Below are 17,908 nucleotides of genomic sequence, written 5' to 3' on the forward strand. Positions count from 1 at the left end.
TAGACCAAGTTGTCTACCTAGCATGATAGACAAATTGGTCTACCTGTGTCAACATGCAATCAGTGAGGTGAATCATGAGCGATAAACGGAATCTGTTGGTCGATACGGCGTTGAGGCTGTTCTATGACCACGGTGTCAACAACGTTGGCATCAACGAAGTATTGAAAGTCGCCGGAGTGGCGAAAAAAACCCTTTATCACCATTTCAGTAGTAAAGAGGCCCTGGTGCTGGCGACTCTCGAAGCGCGGGATCAGCGTTTTTTGTCCTGGCTGGATGGGTGTTTAAGTGGCCAGACGGATGATGCTGCCGTGGTGCAGGCACTGTTTCACGCGTTGGATGACTGGTTTCACGATCGGGTGGCCGAGCTGGATACGTTTCGTGGCTGCTTTTTTATCAACACCTCCGCAGAGTTAGGAGAAAAGGACAGCCGCATTGCAGAGTACTGTGCGGCGCATAAACGGCATGTGCGCGCTTTGATCCGAAATCGACTTGAATGCCGTGATGCGCAGTGGCTGGATTTGCTGTGCTTGTTAAAAGAGGGCGCGATTGTGTCAGCGCACATCAGCGCAGAGCGCGATGCCGCCCTGCGTTGTATTCCTCTGGCGCTCACTCACCTCAGCCATCTCAGACATTGACACCATTCAGTCTGCCGACCAGACGTTTTTGATGTCCGGCCAGCCCCAGTTGGTGAGGGCGACGTCTTTCAACACGCCGTGAAAACGCAAAGTCTGGCGATGGTGGAACAGTGGGGTCAGCCAATACTCTGTGATCAGAGCCGAAGCCAGCGGCTCCAGCGCATCCAGATACTGGTTCAACGGGGTTTCCGCGCGCAATTGTCTCAGCGCTTCGTGAAACCACTGGCTGGCTGGGGGGCCTATCGCGTTGTGCAGCACCGGGTTGTGAAATAGATTGGCGAATGCAGAGGCGTGGCGGTTGTCGTCCAGATTCATATTGGTGATGATCAGCTCTTCTGTCAGCGTCTGACGTTTAGATTGTTGTATCAGTTGCCGATAAGAGTAAGTGTTTACTTTTACTCGTATGCCTTGTTGCTCGAGCAAAAAACGTATGCCTTCAGCACAGTTTTTTAACGCAGTGTAATCATAAACGGCGATAGTGAGTTTTTTGGGCAGGCGGGTTTCGGGGGCCAGAGGGCGGGTGATCTTATGCCAGCTTGGGAGCAAGTTGCTTGCCACGACGGAGCCGAACTGTGCCCCTTGTTGTTGCAGTCTCACGGCCAGTTTGTCTGCCGACAAGTAGTTGGACAGCGAGCGCCGCTGCGCTTCACTGAGTGGGCTGGCAGCATTTTGGTTAAACAGAACGAACATGCAACCGTCTTCCACTCGCGAATGTTGTGTCTCGTGCGCGTCAGACTGGGGGGGCTCTGAACTCAGATAATAATTGCAGGCAGATGTGGCGACCGCGCCAGCACCAGGCTGATTGGTGCTGATCATGGGCTGGTTTGGCTCTTGTCCCTCCAGCAACCAGATCGTGACTTGATCGGTCAGGGCCCGGCAGGCATAAAAGCGTTCAAAGGCCTGTAATTTCAGCTGACTGGAAGAGTGTTCCTGAACTTCAAACGGGCCGCTGCCAATCACATCATACGTTTGCGCGTTATTCACCTGACTGGTGGGCTGAATGGCGTAACGGACGCCAGATATCAGGCCCGCAAAACCTAAGTCGGGCTGACTGAGCGTGAATACCACCTTGTGCGGCTGAGGGGCGCTGACGGTGACCAGATGAGCCAGCTCGGTCTGATAGTCACCCAGACTGCTCAGTTTCGCGAACAGGCTGACAATGGTGTCACTGTCGATAATGTCACCATTGTGAAAAACCAGCCCGGGACGTAAGTAAAACGTCCATTGGCAGGCATTATTGGCGCATTCCCAATGGTGCGCCAGCTCTGGCTGGACGTGGCCCTTCGAATCACTCGACACCAGACAACAGTAGATCTGACGCAGAAAAAAGCGTTCGCTGGAGCGTTGCAACTGATGCGGTACCAGCCGTTCGAATGGACGTTTGTAGGTCAGTTGAATGTGCAGTCGGCCCTCACGTATTGAGGCTCCGGATGTGCTCTGCAGTAAGCGGCCGAACGATCGCTGGTCGTTGTCCAGAATGACCAGCGCCTTTTCATAGCGGCCCTGACGGACACGCTCTGCCGCCAAGAGCTGTTTCAGTTCGCTCAGCTCAATGTTGAGGATCAGAGTTGAGCGCTGATTGCGTCCGACTTTGGGCTCCCAGTTCAACCAGCCGTGTTTTTGCATCTGATTTAGCAGGTTACGCGCATGACGAAGACTAGTGAACAGCCGTTCCGCAATGTCCGACAGGGCCAGTTTAATGGGCTCCGCAATGCCCAGCGGTGCCAGACGCGAATAATAGCGCAGTAAATTCAGATCAGACACGTTGGTGCTCCCCACTTTTCAGCATACTGTCTCAGTTTACCGAAATCCGGCGCGCGAAAATAAGAAATCTTTCCCTGCTTTCGTTCCGCATTTTCGTCTCTGGCTGGTCGAAGTGGCTGATTATGACCCCTGCTACGTTTTATCCGGAAAAAAACATCTGTAACTTGTCTCTGTTTTTCTTCCGTGTTCAGCGGCAGACTGAATATTGTCCACCGCGTTGCCAGAGAGGGCGTTGTGATGGACATCTTGTCAGTGCCTGTCAGCATTATGCTCCTGTACCCCCACGAACACGCTGTCAGGCACTGCTTTCTGTTGCACTGTTTCACGATGAAAAATGTCAATTGGCTTCCGTTTCTGCATCTCAACCGGGCATTTTGTTCAAGATGTACTTAACTGTAGTGGCATTTCATGGATAGAAAAACAGAGGGACATACATGTCATTATCACTCCAACAGGCCTATGATCTGATGCTCAACGATCTGGCTACTTTTATGAATCGGGTTCCGGTGATTGTGTACGGGGCGGGCTCCAAAGTGAATGAAGTGGATTACTACTTATCCCTACAAGGGACACAAGCCAGGGGCTGGAATCAGGGGGTGGCGACGGTCGAAAACCGTGTTCGCTTTACCCCTACTTCCCAGAGCGGAGCGAAAGGGCCAATTAAGTGCATTCACATTCCTGTGACGGAAGTGGAGAAGTTAAAGCCGGAGCACATCGTGCGGGTCAGCCATTATGACGACGCGAAGTTTCTCTGCACCACGCGCCTGTCGGGCTGTACGTTTGCGATTCGCCAGGGACAGGGCAACAGTATTGAGTTTGTCCATCTTCGGCCGACCACGGATTTCCCGGCTAAAGATCTACAGCGTGCCGCGCAAAATGAATTCCAGACATCCTTTGGTCGCGGTGATCAAAACTCGAACACCACTTATGACGACACCACTGCTGCAAACATTATTGGCGTAAGGAAGAACGGCTTGTGGCACATCTATGTGCAGCATTCTGATGCCCAGTTCAATGTCATTCGCAGCGAGTGCATTTACCGTCAGCCAAGCGGTGTTCAGTATGTGACCTGAGCAGGTGTCTTGTGCTGTCAAGCCACGCGGTTGCGTGGCTTTTTTTTGTACTCGAGGAAAAGTCTGAAACCCGTGTCTGGAAATTGGGACATTGGGCAAATTACCGGCCGGAAGGAGGAAAAAAATCCGTATTGACGCTTTACTCAATGTACCTGCCTGCGTTTTTTGTCGGCTACATTGAGGATTGCTTATGTCGTTAACTCTACAACAAGCGTACGGGCTGATGCTTGATGACCTGGACACCTTTGTTCGGCGTGTTCCGCTGACCATTGCCCGCGTTGGACGAGAACTCTGCGAATGCGATTTAAGTTTGTGTCACAGCGGCACTCTGGCCACTGGCTATGACCACGGTTTACCTTGTCGTGAAAGCCGGCTGTTGCTGGTGTCTCAACCTAAAGGGCGCAGCCGCGGGCCGATACATTGTGTGTATGTCCCGGTGAACCGCCTCTGTTCGGTGGCACTGACGGAAATCGAGCACTATGCAGAGCGTTGTGGCGCTTTGTTCTTTTGCTCCCAGTTGTCCAATTGTACCCTGGACCGTATTCACGTTGCTGATGGCCATTGTGCGTTTCGCCGTCATCTAGCTCCCGGTCGTCACGCCGCGTTGCTCGGAATGAAAATGATCGATAAATGGAGGGTCTGGGTTCAGTACCAGGACGATCATGGCAACATTGTGGGTGTGATGCCGTTGTTTGGCTGCAAAAAGTTGACCCGGATGGCATAGTCAGCCGGGAAAATGGTTTTTTCTGCGTGAACTCTCCTAAGCTTTCTAGCGGATGTCACTGAAGAACGTGATGCAATCTCCCGGCTAGGGAGACGATGTTCGGCGATTCGTAGGTCATTTTACGGTATCTCGTAGAGTGACAATCCGCTTATAAATGATAAAGTTAAGCCATAGCAGAGCATTGGAAGCAGAATATGGAACGTGTCGTCGATATCAACCGCTGGAACCGGGAGCACATCAAAACTGAAGACGATCTTCAGGCGATCTTTCGTACTGTTCAAGCGGCTTTTCAGGCTCAGCCCTGGTCAGATTACGCTCAGAGAATGGCGCGGCTAGACGCGCTGTACGGTGCGTTGTTAGAGCATCAGGACGCGTTGAGCGAGGCACTGCGCCATGACTACGGTTTTCGTACCCAGTTTGATTCGACCATCTGCGATTTATTGCCATCCATGCAGCATCTGCGTCATACCAGACGTCACCTGCGTCACTGGATGAAACCGGAGAAACGTTCAGCGGGCCTGCTGTTGTCTCCGTCTTCTTTGCAGGTGCACTACCAGCCTCTTGGTGTGATCGGCGTGATTGTGCCGTGGAATTTTCCGATTTTTCTCAGCCTTGGTCCTGTGGTGACGGCAATCGCCGCGGGCAATCATGTCATGGTGAAACTGAGTGAATTTACGCCCCACACTAATGAGGTATTAAGCCGAATTTTTTCAGTGCTGGAGGGGGAAATTTACACCATCGAAGGTGGGGCAGAGATCGCAGGCTTCTTTAGCCGCCTGCCGTTTGATCATCTGCTGTTTACCGGCTCGACCAAGGTTGGGCGTCTGGTGGCTCAGGCGGCGGCGCAAAATCTCACGCCAGTGACTCTGGAGTTGGGCGGAAAGTCACCGGTGATCGTGGCAGATGATGCCGATATCAGCAAAGCCGTTGACATTGTTATGTTTGGCAAATCCAGTAATGCCGGTCAGATCTGCGTGGCACCGGACTATGTTCTGCTGCCGCAGGGCAAAGAGCAGCAGTTTATTGACCTTTACCTGCAACGTTTCGAACACTATTTTCCGGCTGGCGATTTGGGTCGGGAAATGACGCAGATCATCAATCAGGCGCAATACGACCGCCTGCAACGGTACCTGGACGATGCGATTGAACACGGTGGGAAACTGCACACCATTGATCCGGGCAGTTCGTTACAGGGGCGACAGATGCTGCCGCACCTGGTGACTCGGGTGAAAGAGAAAATGTTGTTGATGCAGGAAGAGATTTTCGGCCCGATCTTACCCGTGATCGGTTATGCCCATTTGAGTGAAGCGATCAGTTACGTCAACAGTAAACCGCGTCCTTTAGCGTTGTATCTGATCAGCAACGATACGGTGCTGCGGCGACAAATCGTGCAACAAACTCACAGTGGAGGGGTCTGCATTAACGACACACTGATGCATGTTGCGGCGGACGATGCGCCGTTCGGGGGGATTGGTGAATCGGGGATGGGGCACTATCATGGCGTGGAAGGGTTTCGTACCATGTCGAAAGCTAAAACAGTGCTCAGTACACCGTCTTGGTTGCCCCGTGGCCGTTGGTTGCTGCGTTACGCCAAATCGGCAGAAAAACTCCTCAATAGACTGTTTGTTCGCTGACTTTTCTCAAATATCTCGGTGAGATTGCTTTTCAATTCACAGTGAAAGCAATACCATATGTCCTCGTTCGCTCGCAGAGTGAACGAGGACATTTAATTTTTTAATTCTCAGGGCGGGGCGGAATTCCCCACCGGCGGTATATCCAGTTTGGATCAGCCCGCGAGCGCTCGATTCGTCGAGGTCAGCAGATCTGGTGAGAAGCCAGAGCCGACGGTTACAGTCCGGATGAGAGAGAATGACAATCCACCAGTACGCCCCCCGCGCACTGGTGCACTTCGTTTTGGATTTTATCCCTCATAAATAGCCCTGATTCTGGTGATTTTTAGGAGTTAAACCATGAATCAGTCATCTTTGCTTGCCGAGTTCGGCGATCCGATTGTCCGCGTAGAAAACGCACTGACGGCCCTGCGTGAAGGCCGTGGCGTATTGCTGCTGGACGACGAGGACCGCGAGAACGAAGGCGACATCATTTATTCTGTAGAACATCTGACGAGCGCTCAAATGGCGCTGATGATCCGTGAGTGCAGCGGGATTGTGTGTTTGTGTCTGACCGACGAGCAGGCCAATAAGCTGGAGTTGCCGCCTATGGTGGTGAACAACAACAGTGCCAATCAGACCGCTTTTACGGTGTCTATTGAAGCCAAAGTAGGCGTAACCACGGGCGTGTCGGCGCAAGATCGTGTCACCACGATTAAAACGGCAGCCAACCCGGAAGCCAAGCCGGATGACTTAGCTCGTCCAGGGCATGTTTTCCCGCTGCGTGCACGCGCTGGCGGAGTGATGACACGTCGTGGTCATACCGAAGGGACGGTTGATCTGATGCAAATGGCTGGGTTGCAACCCGCCGGGGTGTTGTGTGAAGTGACCAATCCAGATGGCACCATGGCCAAAGCGCCAGAGATTGTTGCGTTTGGCAAACGGCACAACATGCCAGTACTCACTATTGAAGATATGGTGCAATACCGCCTGCAACATGAGTTGAAGCTGGCATAAAGACAAACGAAATCTTTGTTCGCACTAACCAAAGGGCGTGGGTATTCCGCGCCTTTTTACTCGCGGGAGTCGGCAAACTCGGCGACCACAAAGTCGATGAAAGTCCGCAGCCCTTTAGATTGATATTTGTCGCGATGAGAGATGACGGAGAAGTCGACACCGGGCACGTATTATTGCTCAAATACTTCCTCCTGCTCTCCGGCATCAATATGAGACTGACAGTAGATTCTCGGCACACGAACAATACCGTTGCCATTTACGGCACCTTTCACTAACACCCGTCCGTTTTTACAGTGTAAATGTCCCTGTAACTGAATATCAAACGGTTCACCGCTGCAGTGATGCACGAAATTCCAGCGTGTGACCGAACCAAGCAGGCAATGATGTTGACCCAGCTGTTTCGGATGCTGCGGCCGTCCGTAACGTTGCAGGCAGTCTGGGCTCGCTAGCGTTCCCATCTCAACTGACATCAGTTTGCGAGCAGTGAAATCCTATTCATGTGGACCGACCTCACAGACAATGAGGGATTAATTGTCAAAAATAGGAAATAATTTATTGAACAATGTTTTTAATCTGGAATTATATAGATTCCTTATAGCGGTCTGACAATTAAGACTAAGCTCAGACCTAGAACAGCAAATAATGAGAATAACTGTGGATAGCAACAAATTAGTTATCGTTGAAGATGATGTAAAACTGCAGAAAATGCTGGGAGACTATTTTTTGTCTCAAGGGTTTAACGTCACACTTGTGGCAGAAGGGAGTCAGGCGGCGGAGGTGATCCTCGCCGAGCAGCCCGCGTTGGTGATGTTGGACTTAATGTTGCCGGGCAAAGACGGATTAAGTGTCTGCCGTGAAATTCGCGAGCATTATCAGGGCAAAATCATGATGCTGACTGCCAGCAATGACGACTTCGACCATGTGGCCGCGTTGGAAATTGGCGCGGATGATTTTGTCACCAAGCCAATCAAGCCACGGGTGTTGCTGGCGCGTGTCCGGATGCTGTTGCGTCGTCCGGAAATCAAGGAGCATAAATGCGATGAGAAAAGTCGCCAGTTCGGTAAGTTGTCTCTCAACTGTTTGCGTCGCGAGTGTTTACTCGACGGTGAGACGGTGGCGCTGACCGATGGTGAATTTGATCTGTTGTGGCTGCTTGCGTCTCACCCTGAAGAGATCCTTTCACGCGAGAGCCTGACCCGTACTCTGCGGGGCATTGAGTACGACGGGACGGATCGCACCATTGATAACCGCGTGGCGATTTTGCGTCGCAAACTGGCGGACGTCAGTGTGCCTCCCAAGCGGATCCTGACTGTGCGCGGCAAAGGGTATATGTTCCTGCCGGATGCGTGGAACTGAGTCACGGAGCCACTATGAAACGCATGTACATTGAGGCCTTTGTGGGCCTAATCGCGCTGTTTTTTGCTACTTTGCTGGGTTATGAGCTGATCGTGTACGAGTTCAATACGGATTACGACTACGTGTTGGAAGAGTATCAAGCCGAAGCGATGCACACGCTGATGATGCCGACCTACCTCAATCGGGGAGAGGAGGCTGCGGTCAACAAGGTGCAACACTACGCAGACAAAACCAGTATGATCCTCAGTCGTTATCATCGCGCGGAACTGCCGACCGAGATCGGTCAGGCCTTTGCTGCCGATCCGCAGCGGATGGTCAAGTTTGATGATGACCGCAATATCTGGTTCCGCTTTGATGAACACTCCTATTTCTACAGTCTGTTTCCAGACGAAGAGTCGCCGCTGCGCAAAGCGATCGCATTTGATGACAACTTACTGTGGGTGTTCTTCCTTGGTGGATTTGCGCTCTACTGTGTGCTGCTGATTTGGTTTCTCAGCCGCCGGAGCCGCGCGCTTGAACGTACCACGCTGGCATTCGCCTCAGGGGATCTGACGGCACGAGCCGATACATCCAGCGCCCGCTCGGTGGGCTCACTCAACAAAAGCTTTAACCTGATGGCGGACAAAATCTCTACCCTGATCACCAGCAATAAGCTGCTGACCGATGCGGTGGCACACGAACTGCGCACGCCGCTGTTTCGTTTGCAGTGGCAGGCGGATTTGCTCGCCGATACGCCGCTGACACCCGAGCAGCGCGATACAGTGAATAGCATCGTTGAAGATATTGATGAGATGAGTGAGCTGGTGGAAGAGCTGCTCTACTATGCCAAAATGGAGCGCACGGATATGCCGATCCAAGCGCAGGACGTCGATGTGCAGCAGTGGCTGGCGCCGTTGATGCAGCGTTGGCAAGGCGAAACCGACAAACAACTGACTCTGGAGGTGACGGCGTCGGTCGGCACGGCTCGTCTTGATCCTCACTTGTTGCGCCGCGCATTGGATAATCTGGCTCGTAATGCGATGCGCTATGCCGATCAACACATCATGCTCAAAGTTGAACGTGAACAAGAAACGTTGCGACTTGAGGTGCATGATGACGGGCAGGGCATCGATCCCAAGGAATGGCCGTATCTGTTCGATGCGTTTTACAGTGCCGACAAAGCGCGTAACAAGGCCACCAGTGGTCATGGTCTGGGTTTGGCCATCGTCCGGCAGATTGCCTTGTTGCACGATGGTGCCGTGGAAGTGGGTGACAGCCCGCTGGGCGGGGCCTGTTTTACCATTCTAATATGACGTTGATCATCGATTTCCCCCTTCTTACATAGCCGGACATTCTGTTACACGGACCAGACAGAATCCGAGTAATCAAACAGTGTACATTTCCCGTTCTGTCACTGAACGAGGAAATGTACATGATTAGCCTTCCCCTTTGTTTCAACTACCATGAGCATTCAGTTCCGTGTCTTCGATATTGTTTGAGCGCTGGTACGGTTCAGGCAGCACTCGCGCCACTTTGCGTGGATACCCGCTTGCGATATCTCGTTGGTGGTCATCAGTGTGTGCTATCGGTTGGGGCCCATTCATTGGCGGTTTTCACAAATTGTTCACGTCCGCTGGCGTAAAGTGCCCGAGACTCATAGCCATGCATACCAGGACGGACCCCCGTTCGTGCTGGATCCCGTGTTATCCAGAAAGTAGTAGGTAGAAAGTGAAGCCAGGTAAATCAGGTGTTCGTCGTGTGGTCGATGCGACCGGTTATTCCATCCAGGGGCTGAAGTCAGCTTGGCAACATGAAGCCGCATTCCGTCAGGAAGCGGTGTTGACGGTTATCTTGAGTGTCGCGGCTTTTGCTTTGCCGGTCACTCATCTCGAACGGATTGCCATGATTGGCAGTTTGCTGTTGGTGGTGATTGTTGAACTGATTAACTCGGCAATTGAAGCCGTGGTGGATCGTATCAGTGATGACTGGCATGAATTGAGTGGCCGGGCCAAGGACATCGGCTCTTCGGCGGTATTTGTTGCGCTGGGATTGGCGCTGTTTGTCTGGGGTTCGATCCTGCTTTGAGTTTGCCTATGAAACCACAATGCTTTTCCCAAACGGGCGTTTCGTACGTCTCATTTACTTTATGGTTAGCCCTGTTTTTTACCTTGGTGGTGAACCTTCCGGTTTACAAAGAACTGTATCAGGTATTGAGTCAACTGGAAGCGGTGGATCCCGGATTTGTTGTGTCTGTCCCGGTGTTTTTTGCCGCGGTGCTCAACCTGTTGTTCAACGTTTTCAGCTGGCCGCGGATCGCCAAGCCATTTTTTATTGCTCTGGTGTTGGTATCGGCCTTGGTCAGTTATGCCGAGTTTAATTATGGTTCAGTGTTCGATCAGGAGATGATCACCAACATCATCGAAACGGATACCACTGAAGCCGGATCATACCTCAGCGTTTACTCGGTAGTGTGGACCCTACTGATGGGCGTGCTACCGGCGTTGATAATTTATAACGTTAAGCTGAAACAAGAACGCACTGTGGCCAAACTGGTGCTAAAAAAAGGCGCCTCAATGCTGGTGTCACTGCTGGTGGTGGCGGCAGTTGCGGGTGTGTTTTATCAAGATTACGTGTCGGTTGGCCGGAACAACAAATACCTGGTGCGTCTGATCATCCCGACCCAATGGGTTCACGCCACCAACAGTTATATCAAAGAGACGTATTTCACCACGCCACAACCGTACCAACAGATTGGTCTGGATGCGAAGCAGACACCACAGGCTCTGCAGCAAGCTGAAGTCAAGCCGACTCTGTTGGTACTGGTGGTGGGGGAAACAGCGCGCGCTCAGAATTATCCGGAAAACGGCTATGCGCGTGACACCACACCGTTTACCCGCGAGCTGGACATTGTGAAGTTTGAGGACGTGGCTTCATGCGGTACCGCAACGGCGATCTCGGTGCCATGTATGTTTTCGGCGCTGAATCGTCAAACATTCAATCGACAGCAAGCGGATAATCAGGACAATCTGCTGGACCTTTTGCAACGGGCTCAAGTGTCGGTGCTGTGGAAAGAGAACGACGGTGGCGACAAGAAGGTGGCCAAAAACGTCAATAAAATCGTGGTGGATCGCAAACGTCAGGATGCTCAATGCCAGAACGGCTCGTGTTACGACACCGCGTTACTGGAGCAGTTTGATGACAACGTGGCTGCGATGAAAGGCAACCGGGTGCTGGTGCTGCATCTAATGGGTAGCCATGGCCCGACGTACTTCCGCCGTTACCCTGAGAGCATGAGCGAGTACCAACCGGAGTGCGCGCAGGCCGACATAGAAAACTGTTCAGTGGATGAGATCGTCAACACCTACGACAACACGTTGCGTTACACCGATTACGTATTGAAGAAAACTATTAATAAATTGTCGTCTCTTCAGGAACGTTATAATACCGCGCTGGTCTATATCTCCGATCACGGTGAATCGTTGGGCGAAAATGGCCTCTTCCTGCATGGAATGCCCTACAGTCTGGCACCGGATTATCAGAAACGTGTGCCGATGTGGGTTTGGATGTCACCAGGCTTTCAGCAGAGCAAGCACGTAAATTATGACTGCCTCAAACAAGAGGCAACCCGTAAAAATACTTATTCTCAGGACAATCTGTTCCACTCGGTCCTGGGAGTCATGGATGTTCACACTCAGGAATATCAGTCCGCTCTGGATGTATTCCGCACCTGTCGACGTAGTTAGGATGTATTGATGTCGTTTTTCTCTCTGTTGGAGCCGGTCAAGCAAGTGACCGGCGTGATGTTCCCTATGCTGATGCTGTTTGTATCCGGCGTGATAATTTTGACCATTTCCCGCACCTTGTTGTGTGTCTGGCAGAGAGAGCGCGTGTCCAACGCCCGTGGCTGGAAGCCGATCTTTGTGTCTGGATTGCGCATGGACGTTGTCAGCTTATGTTATCTGGTGATCCTGCCGTGTCTGCTCACCCCTCTGTTGGTGGGCGTGCCTTATTTGGGTCAAGCCTGGTTGGTATTGCTGTCGCTATGGATCACGTTCGGTTTGTGGTTGCTGGTCTACATGGAAGCAGCGACGCCGTTTTTCATTGAAGAGTACGACGTGCGTCCGAATCGTTTTTTTGTCGAATACCTCATCTACCCAAAAGAAGTGATGAGCATGATGTGGCAGGGCTACAAGCTTGAACTGGCACTTGGCCTGGCGATCTCGCTGTCAACGCTCTACTTTGGCTGGCAGTTTTCCGATTATTTAGTGCAGGGATTATCGGCCCCGGAATGGTACTGGCGGCCTGTGGTCGCACTCTGCGCGGTTGCGCTTTGCGTACTGGGTGCCCGTTCCAGTTTAGGCCATCGTGGTATCAACCCATCAATGATTGCCTTCTCCCATGACAACTTGATGAACGATTTTGCGCTCAACTCGACCTACTCGGTGTTGTACGCGCTGAAATTGATGCGCAAAGTGGCGGACTCATCCAAGATGTATCCGTCGATGCCGATCGACGACATTGTCCAAACGGTGCAACAGAACAGCCAGTTGCCCGTCAGTGCCTTTAGCGAATCACACTTGCCGACATTGGCGTACCGCGAAGCAAGTTACGCTGGACGACGTAAAAACATCGTGATTTTGCTTCAGGAGAGCCTGGGAGCACGCTTTGTTGGGGGCCTAGGCGGTTTACCACTGACGCCGAACCTGGACCGACTGATGCAAGAGAGCTGGAATCTGACTCGTTTGTACGCAACCGGGACCCGTTCGATCCGGGGGATTGAAGCGGTCACCACGGGCTTTTTTCCTACTCCGGCGAATGCCGTGGTGAAACTGCCGAAGAGTCAGCACAATTTTTACTCTCTGGCTCAAACCCTCAAAGCCGAAGATTACCATACGCAATTCATCTACGCCGGAGAGAGCCATTTCGACAACATGAAAGGCTTTCTGCTGGGGAATGGGTTTGTCGATGTACAGGATCTGCCTACTTTCAGCAATCCGGAGTTTGTTGGCTCCTGGGGGGCGTGCGATGAAGATCTTTACCGTAAGGCGCATGAGCAGTTCAGTATGCTTTCGCAGCAGGAGACACCTTTCTTCAGTTTGGTGTTCACCACCACCAACCACTCTCCATACGAGTATCCGCAAGGCAAAATTGAACCGTATAATCAGCCGGCCGCCACGCGGGAAAATACCGTCAAATATTCCGATTACGCGCTGGGTCAGTTCCTTGAGCAGGCGAAGCAATCGGATTACTGGGATGATACCATTTTTGTTTTGGTTGCCGATCATGACTCACGTGCGTATGGGGATCAGGTCGTGCCGATTGATTGTTTCCATATACCGGCGGTGATATTTGGTGGTGGTGTCTCGGCGCGCGAGGACGATCGTTTAGCCAGCCAGATTGATTTACCGCCAACGCTACTGTCTCTGGCTGGGATCAGTTCCTACCACCCCATGTGTGGACACGATCTGACGCAAGAGGTGGCGCCACATAAACGCCGTGCGGTGATGCAGTTCCATCAGAATTTTGCCTGGCTTAATGAGGACAATCACGCGGTGGTTTTTCAGCCGGATAAAGCGGCCATGGGATGTCATTATGATCCGGTCGGACACACGTTGACGCCGTGCGAATTGCCGGAAGGCGAACTCAGAACTGCCAACGCCTTCGCACTCTGGGGCAGCGTCTGCTATAAGCAGGATTTCTATCAGTGGGACAAGATAGAGTCGGCGGCGCGCCGGTAAACGAACCTGATGTTAAACGCCTGCTCAGCTGAGCGGGCGTTTATCATTTCACCGCAAGCACTTGGTTTGGCAGGATAGGGTTTTCCCTCCTACACTCAACACTAAGCTCAGTATTTTTTATTTAAAACAGCAAGTAAGAGCACCTGTACAGCGGCGCCGATTCGAGTTTGGCGTACCACGATTTCACCATGTGTTGCTGGGATGCTCAATCAATGGCGGCGGTTATGTTTCGATCCTCACTTGTATACATGGCAGGGATCGCATCGTTGTTCAGTTTTTCAGTCAGCGCTGGTCTGCGCTCTACTCCGATGCGAATCTACTCCCAGGCACCTTATCAGTCCACGGTGCTCACTACTCAGCTGCGCTCTGCTTTTACGCCAGAGAGCAGCGAACTGTTCGTGATAGGAACGGTGGCCAGTATCTGGGCCAGAAATGAAGACTACCAGCTCGACTATTACCAAAATCAGGTGTTTGCTGGGATTCAGTGGGCGTTGAGCCCGCGTTGGACGGCGGAATTGCAGTATCAGTTCGGCTGGGCCGGAAATAATCATTTGGATAGCCTGACCATTGATTTTCATGACTTTTTTGGCTTGGATCAAAACGGCCGGGATGAAGTGGATAAGCACCAGTTTACTATCGCCAACGAACGCTACGGCATTCAGGTGAGTGACTTTGAAGATGAGGTGGTTGTCCGCGCACTGCACGGCTACCTCCAGTATCGATTGTGGCAGCAGCCAAACCATGCGCTCGCGTTGGGCGCCAGCCTGTATTACAACGACGTGGATGACTATCCGTTCACCACGCACAGCTTTGAGCAAGGTTTGCAGCTCAATTACAGCTATCAGTCCGGCGCCCATGCCTGGTTTTCCACCGTCGGGGTCACCCATCGCAAGCCAGATCGGATGATCCTCAACAGCCTGCCGAGTAAAGCCTACAGCTGGGCTGTCGCTGTGGGGTACGGCTACCGATTCTGGACACGTCATGAAGTGCTGCTGGAGTATCACGGTTACGAAGGCATCCTAGACGACGACAGCGACCTGTCCGATGTCACCAACGAAGTGATTCTCGGCTACCGTTATTATTTCGATCGTCTGCTGGTGGAGTTCTCGGCCACTGAAAATGTGTTCAACATGGACAACTCCACAGACATAGCATTCAGTTTAGGCCTGCGTTATCACTTCTCGCCGTCAGGCTGACGGCCGCAAAATATCCTGCTGCCATGCCTCGGCGATAAAATCGATGAACTGCCTGACTAAGGGAGACTGGTAGCTGCGTGACAGATACACGGCCCACAACTTACTGACCGGAATGTAGTAGTCGTTGAGAACAGAGATCAGACGGCCGTCAGCCAGCAGTGGGTTGGCTAAATCACACGGCAGACGAATCACACCTACGCCATCTTTGGCCGCCTGCATCAGCGTCAGTACATCGTTGGCCTTGATGGTGCCCTCAACCTGTACCTGAAATGGCTGATTGTGGCGCACAAACTCCCAGAGATGTGCGTCAAGATGAACCAGACAGTTGTGCTGTTTGAGATCGTCTGGATGAGCAGGAACGCCGTGTTCGGCCAGGTAATCCGGAGCGGCGCAGATCACCGCGTCGATGGTCATCAGCTGACGAGCGATCAGGTGATCGTCTGGCTGGTGAGTATAACGCAAAGCGATATCCACGCGCTCATCAACCAGTTGCGAAAATCGGTCTGAGGCGAGGATGTCGATGGTCACCTGTGGGTGCTGGCGAGTAAACGCCGTTACCACGTGAATCAACATGTGTTGCGCCAACCCGATTGGCGAGGCGACACGAATCGTACCTGATAAGGAGTCCCGATGCAGCATCGAGTCCAGCTCCAATGCCGTGGTTTCGCTGAGAATGCGCTCGCAACGAACCAATGCGTCTTCGCCGGCGCTGGTCAGGCTGACTTTGCGGGTGGTGCGATGCAACAGCCTTTGCTTCAGCCAGCTTTCGACCTCCTGTACGTGACGTGAAACCTGCAAGCGACTGAGTGAGAGGTTGTCGGCGGCTTTGGTGAAGCTAGCGGTGTTGGCGACCTCAACAAAACTGCGGATAGCGGTAATACGATCCATAGCAAGACTCTATTAGTAAACTATACTGATACAATCTACATCAATATTGCGTATTTATCGCCAATTAGTTCACTACTAAACTGCAATGGTTGTTCAGAAACTGATATGAATTGAAAAGAGTGAGGAGAACGCAATGAAAGTAGCAGTATTGGGTGCATCAGGTTGGATTGGCGGTCACATTGTGGCAGAAGCCGTTGCTCGTGGTCATCAAGTGGTGGCATTGGTTCGTGATACGAGCAAAGTGACCCGAGATGATGTGGAAGTCCGTGAGTTCGATTTGCTGGCTGAAGGTGCCGATTTGGCAAAAGCGGTTGAGGGCGTAGACGCGGTCATTTCAGCCATTGGTGGTCGCGCTGCCGGCAATCACGACATCGTGGTTCAAACCGCAGAGACACTGTTGCAAGCTTTGCCTCAACACGGGGTAAACCGCCTGCTTTGGGTCGGAGGTGCCGGCTCTCTGGAAGTTGCACCGGGCGTGGCTCTGATCAGCCTGCCAGACTTTCCTGAAGCATACAAACCAGAAGCAGAAGTGATGGGTCAGGCATTGGCCGTGTTCCGTGCCAGCGACAGTACCTTGAACTGGACCTTTGTCAGCCCGGCGGCTGAGATATTCCCCGGCGAGAAACAAGCACCTTACCGCGTGGGCGGTGATCAACTGCTGAGCGATGAAGAGGGCAACAGCCGAATTTCCGTCAGTGACTACGCCGTGGCTATGATAGATGAACTTGAACGATCGCAGTACCCGCAACAGCGCATCGGAGTTGCATACTAAGAGACGCACGAAAAACCCGCCATCGGCGGGTTTTTGCTATTGGTTGACAGCTGATTACTGTTGCTTGGCGTATTCGATCAACATCGGTAATACATACACCCAGGCGACGTAACCAGCGGCAACGACCAGTGCGGTCCAGACGATAAAGGACAGCAACTTACTTTTGGCCAGGTGGTGCAACGGGTCGGGCTCACCACAACCTGGGCAGGTATGTGCACGTTTCGAAATCTGCTTTTCACAGACGGGACAAGGGATTAAGGGCATGACCGGATTCCTGAAAATTTTGAACCCGCAAAGGATATGTGCCTCGCTTTGGTTATGCAATGGCATTCCTAATGAAAACGCCTTGCGGGATAACAAAATCGCGAATCGGCTCACGTGTCTCTGAGCAAAAAAAACACCGCCAACCACGAAGGGTTGGCTTTAGGTGTTACTGAATAAACCAGGAAATGAAGATCAGGGCGCCGAACAAACCCGTGGCAATCAGCGCTGGTTTGCCGCCTTCCGCGGTGTACGTTCCCGAGCGGGCCAGGTGTTCAAAGCCGGGCTGGTTTGTCGGTGTGCGCTTTGCCAGACACCACGATGGCACCCATCACTAGGCTGAAAGCACTGTAACAAAGCTGAGGCGACAGCTGGATTTCCAGGTTCAGCAACAGCTTGTGCAGCAGGTCACCAATGCCAATGGTGTAGGCGATCAGCATGCACACCAACAACAGGTAGAACAGGGCATTGATAATGTGTTGGCCTTTGCGGCCCAGCGTCAGATAGGCTACGCTTCTCATTCCGCTGTTGTCGTGGGTTTTGGTGCAGCAGTAGGGACGCATAGGTGGTATCGGCAAATATGGTCAGCATTAGTATCAGGCTAACGACGAAGCCAAATTGAGCCAGCACCATTGGAATAGCCAGCATACCGGCGCCTAAGGCAGTTCCTGATAGAATTAAAGCGCTGCCGACCAATTTCATAGTCAAATCGAATGTCTTCTTGAGGGCAGTTAGGTGAGCGATTCGACAGGGTGTGAATCGGGGGCGGTAAGAGTAACAAAATATGTCCGGAAGTAGGGAGTGAATTGTGCCGTTTGGGTCCGATTCTGACCGCAGCTTTCATTTTTATCAAACGCGTGAAAACAAAAAAGCCAGTCATCAAACTGGCTTTTGG

Annotated in this window: 15 protein-coding genes, 2 pseudogenes and 1 riboswitch; of the genes and pseudogenes, 12 read left to right on the forward strand and 5 right to left on the reverse strand. The window is 52.2% G+C overall.

Annotation, left to right across the window (positions count from 1 at the left end; genetic code table 11):
* The first annotated feature begins 74 nt into the window (after nt 1–74).
* Nucleotides 75–635, forward strand: a complete 561-nt coding sequence (locus VPR01S_RS17840) for a TetR/AcrR family transcriptional regulator (RefSeq protein WP_021706772.1) — start codon at nt 75–77, stop codon at nt 633–635.
* Nucleotides 636–641: 6 nt separating this feature from the next.
* On the opposite strand, the gene VPR01S_RS17845 is transcribed toward VPR01S_RS17840, so the two are convergent.
* Complete coding sequence (locus VPR01S_RS17845; protein ID WP_021706773.1) at nt 642–2,399, reverse strand: SgrR family transcriptional regulator; 1,758 nt, start codon at nt 2,397–2,399, stop codon at nt 642–644.
* A gap of 434 nt (nt 2,400–2,833) precedes the next feature.
* Here VPR01S_RS17845 and VPR01S_RS17855 point away from each other — a divergent pair, with 434 nt between their 5' ends.
* From VPR01S_RS17855 to ribB, 4 genes are all read left to right on the forward strand, one after another.
* Nucleotides 2,834–3,472 carry a hypothetical protein gene (locus VPR01S_RS17855; RefSeq protein ID WP_021706774.1) on the forward strand — a complete coding sequence of 213 codons (639 nt, stop codon included), beginning with the start codon at nt 2,834–2,836 and terminating at the stop codon, nt 3,470–3,472.
* Between the two features lie 190 nt (nt 3,473–3,662).
* A complete protein-coding gene (locus tag VPR01S_RS17860) occupies nt 3,663–4,196 on the forward strand; it encodes a hypothetical protein (protein WP_021706775.1) in 534 nt (177 codons plus the stop codon).
* 194 nt (nt 4,197–4,390) lie between these two features.
* The gene (locus VPR01S_RS17865) at nt 4,391–5,830 is read left to right on the forward strand and encodes a coniferyl aldehyde dehydrogenase (protein ID WP_021706776.1); all 1,440 of its coding nucleotides are present in this window, start codon (nt 4,391–4,393) and stop codon (nt 5,828–5,830) included.
* Between the two features lie 99 nt (nt 5,831–5,929).
* Nucleotides 5,930–6,071, forward strand: a riboswitch (FMN riboswitch).
* Nucleotides 6,072–6,166: 95 nt separating this feature from the next.
* Nucleotides 6,167–6,823 carry a 3,4-dihydroxy-2-butanone-4-phosphate synthase gene (gene ribB / locus VPR01S_RS17870; protein WP_021706777.1) on the forward strand — a complete coding sequence of 219 codons (657 nt, stop codon included), beginning with the start codon at nt 6,167–6,169 and terminating at the stop codon, nt 6,821–6,823.
* Between the two features lie 170 nt (nt 6,824–6,993).
* On the opposite strand, the pseudogene VPR01S_RS17875 reads toward ribB, so the two are convergent.
* Nucleotides 6,994–7,302: pseudogene (locus tag VPR01S_RS17875) on the reverse strand (LysR substrate-binding domain-containing protein); the annotation flags it as partial.
* 163 nt (nt 7,303–7,465) lie between these two features.
* On the opposite strand from VPR01S_RS17875, the gene VPR01S_RS17880 reads away from it, so the two are divergent.
* The 6 genes from VPR01S_RS17880 to VPR01S_RS17905 all read left to right on the forward strand — a co-directional run bounded on the left by VPR01S_RS17880 (nt 7,466) and on the right by VPR01S_RS17905 (nt 15,092).
* On the forward strand, nt 7,466–8,179 hold the full coding sequence (locus VPR01S_RS17880) for a response regulator (RefSeq protein ID WP_040903067.1): 714 nt from the start codon (nt 7,466–7,468) through the stop codon (nt 8,177–8,179).
* 14 nt (nt 8,180–8,193) lie between these two features.
* A complete protein-coding gene (locus tag VPR01S_RS17885; RefSeq protein WP_021706780.1) occupies nt 8,194–9,471 on the forward strand; it encodes an ATP-binding protein in 1,278 nt (425 codons plus the stop codon).
* A 415-nt stretch (nt 9,472–9,886) separates the two neighbouring features.
* The gene (locus VPR01S_RS17890) at nt 9,887–10,243 is read left to right on the forward strand and encodes a diacylglycerol kinase (protein WP_021706781.1); all 357 of its coding nucleotides are present in this window, start codon (nt 9,887–9,889) and stop codon (nt 10,241–10,243) included.
* Between the two features lie 8 nt (nt 10,244–10,251).
* Nucleotides 10,252–11,901, forward strand: coding sequence for a phosphoethanolamine transferase (locus VPR01S_RS17895; RefSeq protein WP_021706782.1), 1,650 nt, complete (start codon nt 10,252–10,254; stop codon nt 11,899–11,901).
* A 9-nt stretch (nt 11,902–11,910) separates the two neighbouring features.
* Nucleotides 11,911–13,896: an LTA synthase family protein gene (locus VPR01S_RS17900; RefSeq protein ID WP_021706783.1), complete on the forward strand. Its 1,986-nt coding sequence runs from the start codon at nt 11,911–11,913 to the stop codon at nt 13,894–13,896.
* Nucleotides 13,897–14,120: 224 nt separating this feature from the next.
* Nucleotides 14,121–15,092, forward strand: coding sequence for a DUF3187 family protein (locus tag VPR01S_RS17905; protein WP_040903076.1), 972 nt, complete (start codon nt 14,121–14,123; stop codon nt 15,090–15,092).
* Here VPR01S_RS17905 and VPR01S_RS17910 read toward each other — a convergent pair.
* On the reverse strand, nt 15,084–15,980 hold the full coding sequence (locus tag VPR01S_RS17910) for a LysR family transcriptional regulator (protein ID WP_021706785.1): 897 nt from the start codon (nt 15,978–15,980) through the stop codon (nt 15,084–15,086). The two genes, VPR01S_RS17905 and VPR01S_RS17910, sit on opposite strands and share 9 nt — an antisense overlap.
* A 133-nt stretch (nt 15,981–16,113) precedes the next feature.
* Here VPR01S_RS17910 and VPR01S_RS17915 point away from each other — a divergent pair, with 133 nt between their 5' ends.
* Nucleotides 16,114–16,752 (forward strand): NAD(P)-dependent oxidoreductase, encoded by a 639-nt coding sequence (locus VPR01S_RS17915; protein ID WP_021706786.1) that lies wholly within the window; start codon nt 16,114–16,116, stop codon nt 16,750–16,752.
* Between the two features lie 54 nt (nt 16,753–16,806).
* Here VPR01S_RS17915 and VPR01S_RS17920 read toward each other — a convergent pair whose 3' ends face one another.
* Nucleotides 16,807–17,016, reverse strand: a complete 210-nt coding sequence (locus tag VPR01S_RS17920; RefSeq protein WP_021706787.1) for a hypothetical protein — start codon at nt 17,014–17,016, stop codon at nt 16,807–16,809.
* Nucleotides 17,017–17,303: 287 nt separating this feature from the next.
* Nucleotides 17,304–17,715: pseudogene (locus VPR01S_RS17925) on the reverse strand (aromatic amino acid transport family protein); the annotation flags it as partial.
* Nucleotides 17,716–17,908 lie beyond the last annotated feature (193 nt).

Source organism: Vibrio proteolyticus NBRC 13287 (genome assembly GCF_000467125.1).
In the GTDB taxonomy this organism is placed as follows: domain Bacteria; phylum Pseudomonadota; class Gammaproteobacteria; order Enterobacterales; family Vibrionaceae; genus Vibrio; species Vibrio proteolyticus.